Genomic DNA, 17211 nt, shown 5'->3' on the forward strand with positions numbered 1-17211 from the left:
GTCGTAGCCACTCGCCGTCGGCCTGTTCGGAACGCGGCCCGTCCATTCTCTCGCCATTCCGGCTCGGATCGAATATTTGATGCGGTCGTCACTTCGGATCGATCGCATGGTCCGGATTTCGGATCCCAGCGACGACCTCGTCGAACGGTTCTGATTGACCCTTCTGGCGGTTTTCTCCGCCAGGTACCTCCTCCGGGGGCTCGGACAGCCCGATTGGACCTCCGGGAGCAGCCCTCACCACTCTCACGAATACACAATCTTTTTATATTAGTTTCTGTTGTGTAGAACTATGGGTTCAGAGATTCATGTCCATCGGCATGACCCGATCGACGAGATAGCCCCTGACGTTTACGGACACTTCGCCGAACACCTCGGTCGCTGTATTTACGGCGGGGTCTGGGTCGGCGAGGACGAAGATCGCGTGCCGACAGAGGACGGCATCCGCATGGACACCGTCGAACTGCTGGCCGACCTCGATATGCCGGTCCTCCGGTGGCCGGGCGGCTGTTTCGCCGACGACTATCACTGGGAGGACGGCGTCGGCCCGCGCGAGGAGCGGCCGACGCGGCGCAACGCCTTCTGGACGCAGGGCCGCGAGGAGATCCCGGAGGACCCGAATACTTTCGGGACTGACGAGTTCATGCGGCTGTGTGACATGCTCGATACCGAGCCGTACCTCGCCGTCAACGTCGGCAACGGGACGCCCGGCGAAGGGGCCGACTGGGCGGAGTACTGCAACTACGACGGCGATACAGAACTCGCTCAACGCCGCGAGGAGAACGGTTCCGAGGAGCCTTACGGTGTGAAGTACTGGGGTGTCGGCAACGAGAACTGGGGCTGTGGTGGTCGGTTCAGCCCCGAGCAATACGCCGAGCAGTACCGCCGGTACGCGACGTATCTCCGTAGCGTCAATGGGATGCTCAGCGATCGCGAGATGGAACTGATCGCGGTCGGGCACATCGGCGAGGACTGGAACCGGGACTTCCTCCGGGCGCTCCGGGACTGTTCGGAGTGGATCGAGGGTCCCTACGACCTGATGGAGCACATGTCGGTCCACCGCTACTACGAGGCCGGGCCCGACACTGACTTCGACGACGAGCAGTACTTCAAGTTGCTGGCCCGTTCGCGGCAGGTCGGTCAGGACATCGACAACACTGTCGACGCGTTGTCGACCTACGCCCGCGAGAGCGACATCAGTATCATCGTCGACGAGTGGGGCGTCTGGCACCCCGAGGCGACCAACACGAACGGGCTCGAACAGGCAAACACCGTCCGTGACGCGATTTCGGCGGCCGGGGTCTTCGACGACTTCCACGATCGCGCCGACGTCGTCGCGATGGCGAACATCGCCCAGACGGTCAACGTCCTGCAGTGTCTCGTCCAGACTGACGAGGACGAGGCGTGGCCGACCCCGACCTACCAGGTCTTTGATTTCTACAAGGATCACATGGGTGGGACTGCCCTGAAGACTGTCGTCGACAGCGAGAAGGAAGCGGTCGAGGACGAACCTCTCGATGTGCCGCTGGTCAGTGCGTCGGCCTCCGAGCAGGACGGAGAGGTCTTCGTGACGCTGTCGAACCGTGATCTGGAGAGCGAGACCGTCGAGATCGAGACCGATCTCGAAGACGCCTCGGTCGTCGATAGCGAGGTACTGTTCGAAGACAAGGGCGTCAGGGAACATTCGACTGCCGAGAACGCAGCGGCGTTCGAACCCGACGCGATCGACGTCGACGCCGAGGGTGACGGCGTCTTCGTCGTCGAGGCGCCCGCGAGTTCTGTCGTGAGTGTGACTCTTTCCGCCTGACAGCTTCGCCCGTTGGGTTCCCGATACTCGGTGTCAGTCCGCTTTTCGATCCCGTGTCGGCGACGAATGCAGACCGTGGTTCGTCACGGCTCTAAACAAGTCCGTATCTATTTGGCCTCTTGGCCGTAGGGTAGCGTATGAACGCAGCGATCCACGTCGCGCGGCACGATCCGATCGATCGAATCGATCCGAACGTGTACGGTCATCTTTCGGAACACCTCGGCAGGTGTATTTACGGCGGGGTCTGGGTCGGCGAGGACGAGAATCGTGTGCCGACTGAGGGCGGGATACGGCTGGATACGGCCGAGTTACTCCACGATATCGAAGTGCCGGTCTTGCGATGGCCGGGCGGCTGTTTCGCCGATGACTACCACTGGCGTAACGGGATCGGTCCGCGCGAGGATCGCCCTCGGCGTCGAAACATGTGGTGGGTCCAGGGCCGTGAGGACCTCCCCGAGGAATCCAACGCCTTCGGGACCGAGGAGTTCATGCAGTTGTGTGAGATGATCGATACCGAGCCGTATCTCGCCGTCAACGTCGGATCGGGCGAGCCCGACGAGGCAGTCGACTGGGCGGAATACTGCAACTACGACGGCGATACGGAGATGACGCGACTCCGTGCGGCAAACGGGAGCCAGGAGCCACACGACGTCACGTGGTGGGGCGTCGGCAACGAGAACTGGGGTTGTGGCGGGCGATTCAGTCCCGAACTGTACGCCGAGCAGTTCCGTAGTCACGCGAACTACCTCAAGGCGTTCGACCGTGTGATGTGTGACGGGGACATCCAACTGGTCGCCTGCGGACACATCACCGACAACTGGAACCGCCGATTCCTGGAGCACCTCGCCGAGTGCGTCTCCTTCGGCCAGGGGACAGCCTACGATCTCATCGATCACCTCTCGGTCCACCGCTATTACTACGCCGGCGGCGACACGGATTTCACCGAAACCCAGTACTACCGATTGTTGGCCCGCGCGGCGAAGATCGGTGACGACATCGATCGAGCGGCCGAGGCTATCGAGATGTTCGCGCCCGCTTCCGATATCGGGATCGTCGTCGACGAGTGGGGGGTCTGGCACCCCGAGGCGGTCTTCGCGAACGGGCTCGAACAGGCCAACACCGTCCGGGACGCGCTGGCGGCTGCTGCCGTTCTCGATGATCTCAACGAACGGGCGGACGTGGTTTCGATGGCGAACATCGCTCAGACGGTCAACGTCCTGCAGTGTCTCGTCCAGACGAACGAGGCGGAAGCCTGGCCGACCCCGACTTACCAGGTGTTCGATCGCTACATGGGTCATATGGGTGCCACGGCCCTCCGAACGGTCGTCGACGCCGACACTTGGTCCGTCGAGAGTCAGGGCAGCGAGTTCGGCCCGGAGGATACCCACGAAGTCCCGCTGGTCAGCGCCTCAGCCTCCGAGACCGACGGTCGCCTCCACGTCACGCTTTCGAACCGCGACCTGGACGCCGCCTGTGCGGTCACTGTCCACCCCGACGCCGAAGACGTGACCGTCGTCGACGCGTCGGTGTTGTTCGACGGGCTCGCAGTCGACATCCACTCCACGGTGGACAACGCTGCCGTGTTCGAACCGGAGTCCATAGACGTCGAGGACGAGGGTGACGGTCGGCTTGTCCTCGAGGCACCCCCGAGCTCCGTCGTGAGTCTGACGCTCGACCTGTAATTCCCACTTCCGGCCGGCCAGAAGTCCCTGGAAATCACAGAGTACGTCGACGCGTCCTGAAACAACCCACGAACAGCCGAATCGGGTCACACCAACCCGGGAGTGCGATCCCGGGCCGTCGGCACTACTGCGATGGCTCGCTATCCCCGTTCTCGATCGCGATCGTGACCGTCGATCGACTCCGATCTCGCGATAGGTCTGGGGGAGAGGGCCAGGGGGCGGTGACGTCCATCCGTAGATCCTATGGGTGTCGAGTGTATTGGTTGATATATGTTCAGTCAGCCGCCCGAGTCTCGTATAGCTGTCGTCGTTTCGATTCACGAGTTCCTCACGGCCGTCGAGGGGTGTCCGTGATGTCCGAAGGTGAACACACCGACGAGACACCTCCCTCCCCGTCCGGTCGTGGCGCTGGGCAGACACTGTACCGACCCCCGGAAGGGGCGCCAGAACCGGGTGCGATGTATCCCCGCGTCGAGCGATTGACCCACGACGATGCTGGCGATGTGTTGCTCGCGACGTTCGAACACTACTGGAGCACGGACCTCGACAACGCCGCACAGCCGTTCTTCCCGGTCTATCGAAGCACCGATGGCGGTGACACCTGGCGAAAGTGCTCGGAGATCCACGACACCGAGAACGACTGGGGGCTGCGATATCAGCCGACGCTGTTCGAACTCCCGACGGACGTCGGACCGTGGTCGGCCGGGACAGTGATCGCCGCCGGGAACTCGATCCCCGACGACCTTTCGCGGACGCAGATCGACGTTTACGCCAGCGAGGACCACGGCCAGACCTGGGAGTACGTCAGTACCGTCGCCGAGGGGGGCAAAGCCGTCCCCCAGACCGGATCGACGCCGGTCTGGGAGCCCGAACTGGCGCTCGACTCCGACGGGAACCTCGTCGTTTACTTCGCCGACGAGCGTCACCGCGAGGACGGCTACAACCAGTTGATCGGCCACCGTGTCTCCGAAGACGGCGGCCAGACCTGGGCGGAGGAAGTCTTCGACGCTGCGATCCCGAACGGCGAGGATCGCCCCGGAATGCCGGTCGTGACCCGACTCCCGGACGGACGGTACGTGATGGTCTACGAGATCGTCGGTCCCACCTACGAGGGTGGCGTCTTCCTTAAGGTCTCGCCGGACGGGCGATCCTGGGGCGATCCGGCTGACGTGGGATCACCTGTCCGGACCGACGAGGGATACCAGGGGTGTAACGGACCGTACGTCACGTGGACGCCGGCAGGTGGCCCGGACGGGACCGTGCTCGTTTCGGCGAAGACGGTTCGGGACGAGGACCGCGAGCCAGCGCCGGGCAGCGGTGAGGTTCTTTTCGCGACACAGGACTTCACTGATTTCGCCGACTGGACGACGATTCCGGCCCCACTGCCGTACGACGACGAACTCGATGTCGACTACCAGATGGTCGCCTGGACGACACCACTACTGCCCTCCCCCGACGGCGATCGACTCCTGGAGATGACTGGCACGTACGTCGACGAGGAGCGCCTGGAGATCGTCTACGCGATCGAGGATCTCTATTTGAACCTCTGAGATCGTCACTTTCGCGGACTTTGCCTGTAATGTTGTGGTCCCGTTGAGGTGTGTCTCCCGCGAGAACCCACAGCACACCTACACGAAGCTCCTCATGTGGGCCACGCCGAACCTCGATGCCGCCGCCCAGGGTGAGACGATGTCACCGCTCCGGAAGATCACGCATACTGGGACAGTTCGGAGATCGAAGACGGAGACGACGACATCCTTCGACAACGGCGATCGGCCTCCGGTCTTCCGTTACAGTCCCCGCCCCGGGAACGACGTCAGATCCCGTCGGGTTGGACGGTGGCGGCTTGCGCCGGGTCGTCGACGTCTTCGGCCAACGTCCACGTTTCGACGTGAGTGACGGTCTCATCGGGGTCGACTGTACGGAGCGGGCCGACCGTCTCCAGTTCCAGGATCTCCGAACTCGTGTACACCTGGGCGCCGCTATCGAGGTCGGGGTAGTTACCGCCGGGAACGTACTCGAAGTCCTTCCGGAAGACGTGGCCGTCGTTGACGTACGCGACCCAGCTGTCTCCCGCGGAGGTCCCGATCTTCAGTGGCCCGTCACACCCGGTGTCCTGGCTGACGTAGACGTTGTCCTCGCCATAGGAGAGGCGGTCATCGCCGGGCCGCGTGTACGGCCAGAAGGTGATCGACCGATCGGGCAACAGCGAGTCGGCTTCCGCCTGGGGCGTCAACGGCATGACGGCCGTTCCGTCGGGTTCGAGAACGCTGAGGGCCCAGGGGGCGAATTCGATGGGCCACACTCCACGGTTGGTGAGTTCGTGAGTGATCTCGACGGACGATCCGGACCCCGTACGGACCGTCACTGCCTTTTCGATACCCGTCCGCTCGTGGGTGGAGCGGCGGAGTTCGACGCCGTCTTCGAGAAGGTCGACCTCGACGGGATCGGTGTCGGGGATGTGGGTCCGGGACTCGTCCTCGGGGGAGTGCCAGAGCCGATGGCCGCCGATCAGCGGCCACTCCTCGCGTTGGTGATCGAACAGCCGGAACTCGTTGCGATCTCCCTCGAACCCGAAGTGGACGATCCGTGGTCCGATCGACGTCGGCGCGAGGAGCTCGATCGTCCCGTTGGCGACCCGGACCACGTCCTCCCACCGTTCGTCGGAGATACGTTCGACTGTCACTCCGCTCATGGCAGATCACTGTCCGGTTTGGATTGCTGCATGACGATCAGACGTTCTCACAGATACCGTAAAATGTTTGCGGGGGAGACACCCGGACAGTGGCGACGATCACTGCGGCCTCCGACATTTGCAAATATGATAAATTGAGGGATATTATTATACACGTTCCCCGTCTACCGGACCGGTAGAAATGGCACAAACGATGCGATCGATCGAGGTCATGCACGACTGGGAGGATGGCGACGGTCGGGCAGCAATCGATGGGTTATTGGACGTTTATCGCCGGAATAGCGGGGGATCGGCGGACGAACGGACGGCTGATAGCGTCCGCCTGTCAGCGAAGACGGGGTTGTTGCGCGAGGATCCACCCGACGTGTGGTTCGATTGGCCGGGGAAGAACCTCGAACCGTACCTCGAGGCGGACGTCCTGGCCGACCTCACGGACGTCTGGCAGGAACACGACCTCGAATCACGCTACATCTCCGGTGCTCGCGATGTCGCCCGCGACGAGGACCGTTACGTCGCCCTCCCCATGAACATCCACCGGCTCAACAACCTCTTCTATGACGTCGAGACCGTCGAATCGGCCGGCGTCGATCCCTCGGACGCTGGATCGCCACGCGAATTCCTCGAAGTCTTAGAGCAGGTCGTCGACGCGACCGACGCCGTCGGTCTGATCCAGCCCTGGAAGAACCCGGTCCCGGTCCTCCAGCTGTGGGAAACGACATTGATCGGGGAGTTCGGTGCCGATACTTACCGATCCATCGTTGACGGTGACGTGAGAGCCAATCGCGGACAGATCGAGGAAGCGCTCGAACTCGTCCGGGGGATCGCCGACTTCGTGCCCGAACGATCACTGTTCCTGGATATTGCGGAAGCGCCGGTCGAGTTCGTCTCCAGTAACGCCGCCTTCTACGTCCAGGGTGACTGGTCGACTTCGGTGTTCAATGCGGCCGAGGACTTCTCCTTCCGGGCGGACTGGGGACACGCCGCGTTCCCCGGGACCGAGGGCCTCTACCAGATGAACATGGATGCCACGCTCGTCCCGAAGATGATCGGACGAACGGACGCGATGGATGCGTTTCTGGCGACTGTTGGCTCGGTCGAGGGCCAGGTTGCGTTCAACGCCCAGAAGGGTTCGATCCCGCCGCGGACGGACGTCCCCGACGACGAGTTCTCGCCGTTCCAGCGGATGCAGATGGACGCCTTCGAACACTCACGCTCCCAGCCTGCGTCAGTCGCCCACGGGCTCGCAGTGCGACCCGACCGCTACATCGAACTACTGACTACGTTCGTCTCCTTTACGGAAACCTGGGATGTCGACGCGACGACGCGGGCCGTCGTCGACGTACTCGGTAACTGATCGGTCACAAGTACGGCATATCGTTTGTTGGTTGGGCGGACTCAGCTCGAATCTGATCCGGTTGCCGGCTGATTGAGACCTGAGTTTCTTGTGAAGAAATACACGTCCTGAAAACCTTCTACCAGTTACATCACTCGATAGAACGGCCGATCGTCAGGAATTCAATGATAAAACATCCACTTTAGTTCGTCTATTGGGCCGATATTGAGATAGGGATCCTTCTCGATGCCATGAGTAGTAATAAACGGGCGCCGAATTACCGCTATCGATTGATTACTACAATAGCGAGAATAGCGGAAATGAAGGTGAGATTATTTCCCAGAAAGATACACCTTACTTGAAATGATATTTTCATGCTGCCACATCGCGAGGGGTAACACATTCGATGTCGTAACTTCGAGAGTGTGTATTATTGACTCAGCTCGGCGAGTAGTCGATCCACCACGAGTGTCGCGACCGGATGGTCGGCGTAATGATCCCGCACGCGGAAGGTGAATGCTGTAACAGAGCCATCACCGTACGAGCGGGTGACGAGCGGGCTGGCCCAGTTGGCCAGCCATCCTTCGACGTAGCCCGCGTGGATCTTGTCTGTATTTGGATCGAGATCGGTCGCAACCGCGAAGGGGTAGACGTTTTCGAAAGCCCATCCGAGACGGGATCCCGGACACAGATCCTCGAAAATCGGCGAATCAGTGTAGAGGAAACTGGCACTTTCGGACCAACTTTCGTGTTCCGGCAGGTGGTGGTAGTCGAATGGACCCTCGTTGGCCATGCGTCCGTCACCGCTCGGGGCGTGGATTACCGCTCCGCCGGCATCGGCGAAGGACTCGACATCGTCGGTGATCTGTTCGACGATCGCCAGGTCTGCGTTCTCGAGGTCGTGGGTGACTGAGACGTTCCGTCGCGTGAGGCGGGACGCGAGTGTCCCCTCCGCGAACACCGTCGCGTCCGGCGTCGGTAACGCCTGGGCCGGCACAATCGTGATCGGTTCTGTCGTCGAGACGGTACTATCAGTAGAGTCGAACGTAGTCGAGAGCGTTTCACGAGTGACTGACTCCGCTTTTGGAGACTCGAGTGTGATCGCCTCGTCCAGCGAGGCGACGGCATGAGACGGGACCGACAGTGTTGCTGATCCCGAGCGATCGGAGAGCGACCACTCGACGGTCCCAGACAACTCCTCATCAGTGTCGTTGACGACTGTCACCCCGACCGAGAGCGCGTCCTCGTCGTAAACGACGTGACTATCGAGGTCAACGACGACAGCGATCGGCGCGTTGACCGCGGCGAACTCGTCGTGGAAGTTCTTCTGTTCGCGCCGGTAGTCGAGGATCCCGTTGAATTCCCACTCGATATCGGACAATTCGGTTAGGACGTACCCGGCAACCTCCTCGTGGGTACGCACTTCTTCAAGGATGTGCTTGAGGGAAACGTACTCGCGTTGCTGCCACGCGTCAGCGAGCGCCTCGTAGTCGTCAAACACTGCCGAGAGATCGGTGGACCGGAAGCGCTCGTCGACGCCGGCCGGCCGCTTGAATTCCTCCGTGAGGTATTCATGAGTGAACCAGGGTGGATCACCTCCATAGTGGGCGCGTAACGCGGGCACGTCACAGAATCCCCACGTTCCCAGCTCCGAGAGAACTATCGGCGCGCCCTTATCGTCGAACGCCCGCGTCGCGTAGTTATCATATGGGTGGTGACAGATATGATCGAGGTCGGTTGACCATTCTTCCGCCCGGTCGGGACTGACGAAGTAGCGGTGAAAGTCGTTGATATCTGTCCCAACGTGGGCCCACCCGGAGTTGTCACAGACTAGCCGAGTCGGATCTCGTTCCCTGAGATCGCGGTACTGATCGGCGAGATACTGTTGTTTGCTCTCGTCTGTCCATAGCGTCTCCTCGCCGTTGGCGTGACCGAAGCCCCACTCCTCATTGTAAATCGACCAGACGACGACGCTGGGGTGGTTGTAGTCCCGGTCGACCATCCCGAGGAGCTGCTCGCGGACGGCTGCTCGCGAGTTCTCAGTCGATAGCGTCGGGCTTGCGGGTTCCTCCCAGACAAGCATCCCCAGACGATCAGCCGCCTCGAGGAACTCGGGGTGGGCCGGCTTGATGTGCTTGCGGATGAGGTTGAATCCCAGTTCCTTCGCGATGGCGACCTCCTGCTCGAAGGTATCGGGATCGCCAGGTCGGTAGAGTGTGTCCGGATAGTACCCCTGTTCGAGAACCCCACGCATCGTGATCGGTTCCTCGTTAAGCAGGAACTGTCGGCCGTCAGTGTCGAAACTTCGGAGCCCGAAGGGCTCTGTCAGGCTGTCGAACGTCGTTCCGTCGACCAAAAGTTCGATCTCGAGTTCGTACAGCGTCGGGTCGTCGGGCGACCAGTAGTCCGGCGAATCGAACGAGAGGACCGCCTCGACGGGACTCGTCCCTCCGGTCGTCGCCTCGGCAACGGCTTTTCCATCCTGGTTGCGCGCACGCATATGAATATCAATGTCGGCACGGTCGTGGGGTCCAGGCTGAACGTCGACCTCCACGGTAGCGGTGTCGGTCGAGAGATCAGGTGTCACCCAAACGTCCGTGACCCGGGCCGGTGGACGCAGATCGAGCCCCACCGATTGCCAGATCCCGCTGACTCGAGTGTACCAGGGGTCACCCTGCTTGCCGTGGGGAATCTCCGAGACGTCGTCGGGATCGGTGACGGCGATGACGACCGTGTTCTCGCCCTCGGTAATAGCGTCGGTGACATCGAACTCGAACGGGAGGTATCCTCCTTCGTTGGTGCCCACTTTTCGGCTGTTGACCCAGACAACGCTCTTGTAGTCGACTGCGCCGAACCGGAGAATCGCGTCGCGGTCGCCCAGCGGAGTCTCGAGGGTGAACGTCCGCCGGTACCACGCCCGCCCGGTGTACTCGCGAAACTCGTCGAGTTCCTCCCAGGCCAGGGGAACGTCGACGGTTTGAGCCTGGTCGGGCCACTCCATCGCGGGATCCATCCAACCGTCGTCGATACCGCTTTCGGTTGGATCCGTCACGAATTCCCAGCGACCATCGAGGTCGATCGATCGACGCGGACGGAACTCGGTCATTGATGAGTCACCCGGTGAGCGTCTGATCCAGTCATACTTCGGGAGTCATGACCCCAAAGCAAAAACGTCACGCCGGGTGGTTTCTCGACGGGAAATATCCCTCTCTCTGTATCCTGACGAGAAACGATTTGGGCCAGGGGTCCGTAGGACGGGTAATGACGACGCCCACACACCACGTCGACGCGGTCGTGACCTGTTTTACGATCATCGACGCGCTCGCGCGCGGCGAGCAACTCGGCGTGACGGAACTCGCAAAACGGACAGGTGTCGCCAAGAGTTCGGTGTACAAGCATCTTGATACGCTCCGGGCCGCCGGCTACGTCACAAAGACGGAGACCGGGTCGTATGGGCTCTCTCTGCGGTGGTTCGAGGCTGGGACCGCCGTCAGGGAGCGCCAGGAGGTGTATCAACTGGCGATCGAGGACCTCGATCGGTTGGCTTCCCGGACCGGAGAGACGGTGTCGTTGGTCGTCGAGGAGGACGGCGACGCAGTGTACATCTACCAGTCGACTGAGAGCGACACGGTCGATGCGCCGGTGACCGTCGGTGAACGGTTCCCTGCGCCCCTTTCCGTTGGCGGGAAGGCACTCCTCTCCCACCGGCCACGCGCCGAGATCGAGGCGCTGATGAAGGTCAACGACTTGGGGGACGAAGTCGATGAACTTCTCACGGAACTAGAGGCCATTCGATCCCAGCGGATGGTGATCGAGCGTGATAGCCCCCTGCAGGGAACGTTTAGCGCGGGTGAATTCGAGGGCCACCGCCACGTCGTCGACCACGCCGAGCCCTATCGGGACCTCCACAGCGTTGCCGTCCCTATCCGGGACCCCGACGACTACGCCGTCGCCGCCATCGAGGTCAGCGGGACCGAGTCCACCTTCTACGGGCGACGCCTCGAGGAAGAAATCGCAAGCCTGCTGGTGAGGACTGGTCGTGATATCGAAACGGCACTCATCCAGCGCTCCGGAGAGTGATCAGGCAAGGTCGGCGATCAGGGAGACCCGGTACAACGGGGACGGAAACTCCAAACCGAAACCACACGGTACAGAAAAGAGATGGCCGGTGCCGTCAGTCTTCGGCCATTGCGACCGAACTGTCTCCCGTTGTCGTCGCTTGGTCGGTCGGTTCGACGGACGTGAGGATGTTCCGTCCGGTCTGATCACGGAAGATGTGGAGGTTCGTCTCGTCGAACTGGATGTGGACGTTCGTGCCCTCGTCGGGTTTCACGTCGCCCGGAACCCGGACGCGACACTCCATATCCCCACCGAGGGTGACATAGAGGAAGTTATCGCTCCCGACAGGTTCGCGAACGTCGATGTAGGCGTCGATCGTGTTCTCTCCAGCGCTGTCTACCAATTGAATGTTCTCGGGCCGTATTCCGAGCGTGAGTGATTCACCCTCCTCGGCGTACTCGTTGATCTCTTCCAGAATGCGGTCCGAAAGGTGATACTCGAACGCCTCGCTTACGAGCGAGTTCCCGCTCAATTCGACCGGGAACATATTCATCGATGGACTCCCGATGAAGTTGGCGACAAACTTGTTCGCCGGTTCGTTGTAGATGTCGTCAGGCTCCCCGACCTGCTGGATCTGGCCCGCGTCGAGGATCACGATCCGGTCGGACATCGTCATCGCCTCTTCCTGGTCGTGGGTGACGTAGATCGATGTCGTTCCAACTTCCTCCTGGATCCGTTGCAGTTCCGTACGCATGTGCAGCCGAAGCTTCGCGTCGAGGTTCGAAAGGGGTTCGTCGAACAGGAAGACTTCAGGGTCCCGAACGATCGCGCGTCCGGTCGCGACGCGCTGTTGTTGTCCTCCCGAGAGATTCCCCGGTTTCTTATCCAGTTGATCCTCGATACCCATCATCTCTGCGGCCTCTTCGACACGTGCGTTCACCTCCTCGTCCGAGAGATCAGTCGTCAATTTAAGCCCATATGACATGTTTTTCCGGGCGGTCATATGCGGATAGAGGGCGTAGTTCTGGAAAACCATAGCTACGCCTCTGTCTTGGGGCTGGATGTCGTTGATTACTGTGTCGCCGATTTTGATCGTCCCTTCGGTGATATCCTCGAGTCCGGCGATCATCCTGAGGAGTGTCGACTTCCCCGACCCCGAGGGACCGACGATTGTCACAAACTCGCCGTCTTTGACGTCAAGACTAACGTTGTCAACGGCAAGGATCCGGCCTTCGTCGTTGTCCGAATATATTTTCGTTACGTCGTCAACGCTCACACGAGCCATATGGACCAGTATGAATGCGGCAATTGAAATATCTTTGGCCTACTCGGGAAATGCTCAACCTTCGTGTGGGGGAAGTTATCACCGAAATCGAAAAGCACTTCCAATGCGATGTCTGGATCTCGTCGGTGACCGCAGACGGCCTGTGACGGAGATTTCACGTGATGTCGTGTGGTGGTGACCGTGATTCGAGCTCGTCGAGTCCCGCTGTACACGATAGGGGGTCCGTGGTTGGCATCATCAACTGGTGTTCCGCTACGCCACGCTCCTCCTTGCACGAGAGATCTTTCTTCCCACTTCGTGTAATCATATTATTAATATTTTTATGTATTGTGGTCGTTCTCCCCTTCGTGTAATTATATTGGCAATAAGTTTATATATCGTGGTTCTAAATACCACCGTATGTCGCCAGACGACAATCGTATCAGCAAGCGTCGACGGAATTTAATCAAGACAGTCGGTCTGACAGGTGCCATCGGCCTGGCTGGCTGTAGTAGTGGCGGCGACGGTGGCGACGGTGGCGGCGGTGGTGACGGCAGTGACGGTTCCGGCGGTGATGGCGGATCCGATGGGGGGGCCGCCACTACCGAAGCCGGAACGACGACTGAGCCGACTCCCGAAGCCGATACGGTGCTGACCTACTGGACGTTGTTCGGTGGTGGTGACGGTGTCGTGATGTCCTCGATGATCGATAAGTTCAACGAGGAGCGGCCGCTGGGCGAGGAAGTCGCTATTCATCGCCAGCGTCTGCCGTGGGATCAGTATTACGACACCCTGTATACGTCGTTGGTCGGCGGTGAGGGTCCGGACTTTGCCATCATGCATGGGTCGTATCTCCGTGCGTATGACAACGTTCTCACGTCGCTCGGCGACTACATGGACTTCTCGTTGACGGACGAGTACCTGGACACGTACGAGAACTTCGTCACCATCGATGGATCGATCAACGCGCTTCCGCTGGACTACCACCCGATCGGCGTCTACTACAACAAGGACATCTTCGAGCAAGCCGGTCTCGATCCGGAGAGCCCGCCGAGCAACTACGAGGAGTTCAAGGCGGCAGGCGACGCCATCGTCGCAGAGACGGACAACGACGCTTTCGTTCCCACCCCGTACATCGACGGGGCCGGCTCGTACCGGACGTGGAGTAGTTTAGTCAAACAGGCTGGCGGCCAGCTTTGGGAGGAGGGGTACAGCGCACCGACGTTCAATAACGAGGTCGGTCAGCAGATGACCCAACTCCTCTATGACATGACCGGAGACTGGGGCTGGGCTCCCGCAACCAGTGAGGAAAACTGGGGCAATCAGCGGTTCCAGAACGGAAACCTCGGGATGGTCCCCAACGGGACGTGGTACGTCAACGTGATGAGAGAACTCGATGACTTCAACTGGGGCTTCTTCAAACCGCAGATCGCCCCCGGTCACGAACAGAACGCGACCTGGGCAGACGGCCACACGGTTATGATGCCCCGTAACCCGGACCGCAGTGAAGACCGGGCACAACTCACGGTCGACGCGATGAAATGGCTCACTACCCAGAACCCCGAGTGGGGATACGAGGCAGGGCACCTCCCTGCGGCCCAGTCGTACTACGACAGCGGTGCGCTCGAGCAGGCGTCGTTCTACGATAAAACGCTGAAAAAGTACTACGAGATGGCCCAAGACGAGTGGTACTTCTTCCACCCCCGACCGCCGTCTGGTGACCCCAACAGCGCTAATTGGTGGGACTGGCTCGTCGACGTCTGGGCGCACAACCAGGAACCCCAGGCAGCCATCGAGTCGGCACAGCAGAACATCATCAGCCTGATGGACTGAGCCGGTCACAAGAGAACTTACAATATTATAGTCATTATGTCTATAAGAAACCGTTTGGGATCAATCACGAAATCATCGGATAGCGGCCGAGCCCAATCGATCGGCCCGATCAGTCGGGAGACTATCGCGGGTATTTCCTGGACGATCCCATATCTGGCGGCGTTTTCGGTATTTCTCCTGTGGCCGCTTTTCCTGGGGCTCTGGATGAGCTTCCACAACTGGGATCCGCTGTTCCCGAGTGAGTCGGAGTGGATCGGCCTCCAGAACTACGTCGAACTCATGAGCGATCCTGCGCTGTGGAGTTCGCTGTGGAATACTTTCTATTTCGTGGTACTCACCGTCCCGACAATAGTGGTCCTGAGCCTGTTCCTCGCGCTGGGTGTTTACCGTGAGGTCAGAGGGAAACGCTTGCTACGGACGATATTTTTCAGTCCATATGTGCTGACCATCGCTGTCGTGGCATTCGTCTGGATGGAACTATTGGGCACGAACTTCGGTCCACTCAACTACTACCTCGGGTTTATCGGACTCATGCCCGAGTGGTTGACTTCGACCGGATTGGCGATGCCGTCACTGGCTGTGACGACTGTCTGGTGGCTCCTCGGATTCAACTTCATTATTCTTCTCGCATCCCGACAGGGCGTGCCTGAGCGTCTCTACGAGGCCGCTCGACTCGACGGTGCCAGTTCTTGGCGGGCATTCAAGGACATCACGCTCCCACAGATGCGAAACGCCATCCTGTTCGTCGTCATCATTCAGTTCATCTATCAGTTCCAGGTGTTCGGTCAGCCGTATATCATGACGCAGGGAGGTCCTGCAAACTCGACCCGGACGATCGTATACTACCTCTACCAGGTAGCATTCAATCAGCACAGCTACGGGTACGCCGCGGCGATCGGGTACGTCTTGTTCGCCGTCCTCGTGGGCGTCTCACTGGTGAACTACTACGTCATCGGAGGTGACTCCAATGAGTGAAGAAACCGCTCTCGACACCGAGCGTGACCTCACAACCAGGATCAACGAGTACCTGGCGAACCTCGATATCGAGAGTGTCGGCGTTCACGCCTTCCTCTATGGAGTGGCAATCCTGTTCATGGCGCCATACGTGTATATGTTTACGGCCTCCTTCCAGCCGCGTTCGTTGGCGATGGAGGCCCAGCCATACTGGATCCCGCCGGAGATCACCTTCGAGCACTACCAGTGGCTGTTAGAGAACTCGTTGATCGTCGACTGGACCATCAATACGTTCGCCATCGCAGGTGTGGCTACGGTGCTGATACTCATCGCAGACTCGATGATCGCGTACTCACTGTCCCGGCTCGACTGGCCGGGCAGAGGGATCCTCCTCAGTATCATCGTCGCGAGCTTCATGGTCCCGTATTATCTGAACATCGTGCCGCTGTTCACCATCGTCTCCGATCTGAATCTCGTCAGCAGTCCGTGGGGAGTCATCCTCCCTGCAGTCGCGAACCCGCTCGGGGTGTTCATGCTCTATCAGTTCTTCAAGGACATCCCGGAAGAATACGAGGAAGCGGCACGTCTAGACGGGTTCTCCAACTTCCAGATTTACTCTCGAATCATCCTGCCACTGTCCAAACCGATCATGACCGCGCTCGCGCTGTTCATGTTCGTCTACAACTGGAACGCGTTCCTGTGGCCACTCATCGTGCTCCAGAGCAACCAGGCCTACACGCTCCCGATCGGCCTGGTCTCGCTCCAGAACGCACAGATCTACCGGCCAGGTCGTACCCTCGCGTCGGCCGTGATTGCGGCTCTGCCGCTGCTCATCGTGTTCCTCATCCTCCAGCGGTATCTCGTACGAGCCGTGGAACTGCAGGGCGTCACGGAATGAGCGCCAGCGTCGATTTCGACTCGGTCGAAGATGCGTTGTGGCCGTCGTTCGCGTTCGTCTACCACAACGCTGTCGCCGTCGCCGTCCTCAGTCTCGCGTGGTTCGTCGCGTCGCTGCCGCTTGTCACGATAGGTCCCGCAACTATCGGACTCTACGCAGCGGTCTGGTCTATCCGCGAGCAGGGCGAACTCGACATCGGTACGATCCTCAAGACGGTTCGACGTCACTTCGTCAACGCTACCCTGCTCGGCGGCGTCGTCGTGATCATGGCGGTGACGAGTTTCGTTTACCTTGCCCGGTACGTCCGGACGGAGGGGACCCCCGCCGCGCTTCTCGGAGTCGGCGGCCTCTACGTGACGATACACCTCGTGCTGGTGTTTATCCCGACCTTCGTTGCTCTCGTCCAAGCGACGCCTTTGTCCGACGCCGTCAAGACGAGTTACCACTGGACGGTCACGCAGCCCTACGCTGCCCTTGCGACGCTGGTGGTTACCGGGGTATTGTTGGTCGTCTCGCTCGTCCTCACTGTCGCGTTCGTGCTTGTATTTCCGGCATTGATCGCCTGGTTCCACACGCAACTGCTCGAACCCCTGTTCACGCCGGAGCCCGAGCCTGTGCCTGCGGACGAATCGAGACCGTCGTCGGCCAGCTATTCGGAACCCGACCGCGAGTGATCAATGGGAACGGAG

General features: G+C 60.3%; 12 protein-coding genes. 9 read left to right on the forward strand and 3 right to left on the reverse strand.

All coding sequences use genetic code 11. From position 1 onward, the window contains the following. Positions 1-289: 289 nt before the first annotated feature. From E3374_RS13565 to E3374_RS13575, 3 genes are all read left to right on the forward strand, one after another. Positions 290-1804, forward strand: a complete 1515-nt coding sequence (locus E3374_RS13565) for an alpha-N-arabinofuranosidase (protein WP_136689495.1) — start codon at positions 290-292, stop codon at positions 1802-1804. A gap of 137 nt (positions 1805-1941) precedes the next feature. Then, positions 1942-3486, forward strand: coding sequence for an alpha-N-arabinofuranosidase (locus tag E3374_RS13570; RefSeq protein WP_136689496.1), 1545 nt, complete (start codon positions 1942-1944; stop codon positions 3484-3486). Between the two features lie 353 nt (positions 3487-3839). Continuing rightward, entirely contained in the window at positions 3840-5036 is a 1197-nt protein-coding gene (locus E3374_RS13575; protein ID WP_136689497.1) for a sialidase family protein, read from the forward strand. Positions 5037-5302: 266 nt separating this feature from the next. Here the strand turns inward: E3374_RS13575 and E3374_RS13585 are convergent, their stop codons facing one another. Continuing rightward, a complete protein-coding gene (locus E3374_RS13585) occupies positions 5303-6181 on the reverse strand; it encodes a hypothetical protein (RefSeq protein WP_136689499.1) in 879 nt (292 codons plus the stop codon). A gap of 193 nt (positions 6182-6374) precedes the next feature. On the opposite strand from E3374_RS13585, the gene E3374_RS13590 reads away from it, so the two are divergent. Next, complete coding sequence (locus E3374_RS13590) at positions 6375-7535, forward strand: ABC transporter substrate-binding protein (protein ID WP_211194982.1); 1161 nt, start codon at positions 6375-6377, stop codon at positions 7533-7535. A gap of 409 nt (positions 7536-7944) precedes the next feature. Here E3374_RS13590 and E3374_RS13595 read toward each other — a convergent pair whose 3' ends face one another. Continuing rightward, positions 7945-10620, reverse strand: coding sequence for a glycoside hydrolase family 2 protein (locus E3374_RS13595; RefSeq protein ID WP_136689501.1), 2676 nt, complete (start codon positions 10618-10620; stop codon positions 7945-7947). A 155-nt stretch (positions 10621-10775) separates the two neighbouring features. Here E3374_RS13595 and E3374_RS13600 point away from each other — a divergent pair, with 155 nt between their 5' ends. Beyond that, the gene (locus E3374_RS13600; RefSeq protein WP_169051853.1) at positions 10776-11594 is read left to right on the forward strand and encodes an IclR family transcriptional regulator; all 819 of its coding nucleotides are present in this window, start codon (positions 10776-10778) and stop codon (positions 11592-11594) included. 94 nt (positions 11595-11688) lie between these two features. Here the strand turns inward: E3374_RS13600 and E3374_RS13605 are convergent, their stop codons facing one another. Continuing rightward, complete coding sequence (locus E3374_RS13605; RefSeq protein WP_136689503.1) at positions 11689-12858, reverse strand: ABC transporter ATP-binding protein; 1170 nt, start codon at positions 12856-12858, stop codon at positions 11689-11691. Positions 12859-13257: 399 nt separating this feature from the next. On the opposite strand from E3374_RS13605, the gene E3374_RS13610 reads away from it, so the two are divergent. From E3374_RS13610 to E3374_RS13625, 4 genes are read left to right on the forward strand one after another with little or no spacing between them, the layout of a single operon-like run. Then, positions 13258-14670, forward strand: a complete 1413-nt coding sequence (locus E3374_RS13610) for an extracellular solute-binding protein (protein ID WP_136689504.1) — start codon at positions 13258-13260, stop codon at positions 14668-14670. 36 nt (positions 14671-14706) lie between these two features. Next, positions 14707-15645 carry a carbohydrate ABC transporter permease gene (locus tag E3374_RS13615; protein WP_136689505.1) on the forward strand — a complete coding sequence of 313 codons (939 nt, stop codon included), beginning with the start codon at positions 14707-14709 and terminating at the stop codon, positions 15643-15645. Continuing rightward, entirely contained in the window at positions 15638-16522 is an 885-nt protein-coding gene (locus tag E3374_RS13620; RefSeq protein WP_136689506.1) for a carbohydrate ABC transporter permease, read from the forward strand. Before E3374_RS13615 ends, E3374_RS13620 begins: the two co-directional genes overlap by 8 nt. Then, entirely contained in the window at positions 16519-17196 is a 678-nt protein-coding gene (locus E3374_RS13625) for a YesL family protein (protein WP_136689507.1), read from the forward strand. Before E3374_RS13620 ends, E3374_RS13625 begins: the two co-directional genes overlap by 4 nt. Positions 17197-17211: the final 15 nt, after the last annotated feature.

The organism is Halorhabdus amylolytica, from assembly GCF_004944975.1.
In the GTDB taxonomy this organism is placed as follows: Archaea; Halobacteriota; Halobacteria; order Halobacteriales; family Haloarculaceae; genus Halorhabdus; species Halorhabdus amylolytica.

Bases quoted from the DNA above. Each gene is read 5' to 3' on its own strand.
- E3374_RS13610 (WP_136689504.1), top strand. From the start codon at position 13,258: ATGTCGCCAGACGACAATCGTATCAGCAAGCGTCGACGGAATTTAATC.
- E3374_RS13600 (WP_169051853.1), top strand. From the start codon at position 10,776: ATGACGACGCCCACACACCACGTCGACGCGGTCGTGACCTGTTTTACG.
- E3374_RS13585 (WP_136689499.1), bottom strand. From the start codon at position 6,181: ATGAGCGGAGTGACAGTCGAACGTATCTCCGACGAACGGTGGGAGGAC.
- E3374_RS13620 (WP_136689506.1), top strand. From the start codon at position 15,638: ATGAGTGAAGAAACCGCTCTCGACACCGAGCGTGACCTCACAACCAGG.
- E3374_RS13590 (WP_211194982.1), top strand. From the start codon at position 6,375: ATGCGATCGATCGAGGTCATGCACGACTGGGAGGATGGCGACGGTCGG.
- E3374_RS13595 (WP_136689501.1), bottom strand. From the start codon at position 10,620: ATGACCGAGTTCCGTCCGCGTCGATCGATCGACCTCGATGGTCGCTGG.
- E3374_RS13605 (WP_136689503.1), bottom strand. From the start codon at position 12,858: ATGGCTCGTGTGAGCGTTGACGACGTAACGAAAATATATTCGGACAAC.
- E3374_RS13565 (WP_136689495.1), top strand. From the start codon at position 290: ATGGGTTCAGAGATTCATGTCCATCGGCATGACCCGATCGACGAGATA.
- E3374_RS13570 (WP_136689496.1), top strand. From the start codon at position 1,942: ATGAACGCAGCGATCCACGTCGCGCGGCACGATCCGATCGATCGAATC.
- E3374_RS13625 (WP_136689507.1), top strand. From the start codon at position 16,519: ATGAGCGCCAGCGTCGATTTCGACTCGGTCGAAGATGCGTTGTGGCCG.
- E3374_RS13615 (WP_136689505.1), top strand. From the start codon at position 14,707: ATGTCTATAAGAAACCGTTTGGGATCAATCACGAAATCATCGGATAGC.
- E3374_RS13575 (WP_136689497.1), top strand. From the start codon at position 3,840: ATGTCCGAAGGTGAACACACCGACGAGACACCTCCCTCCCCGTCCGGT.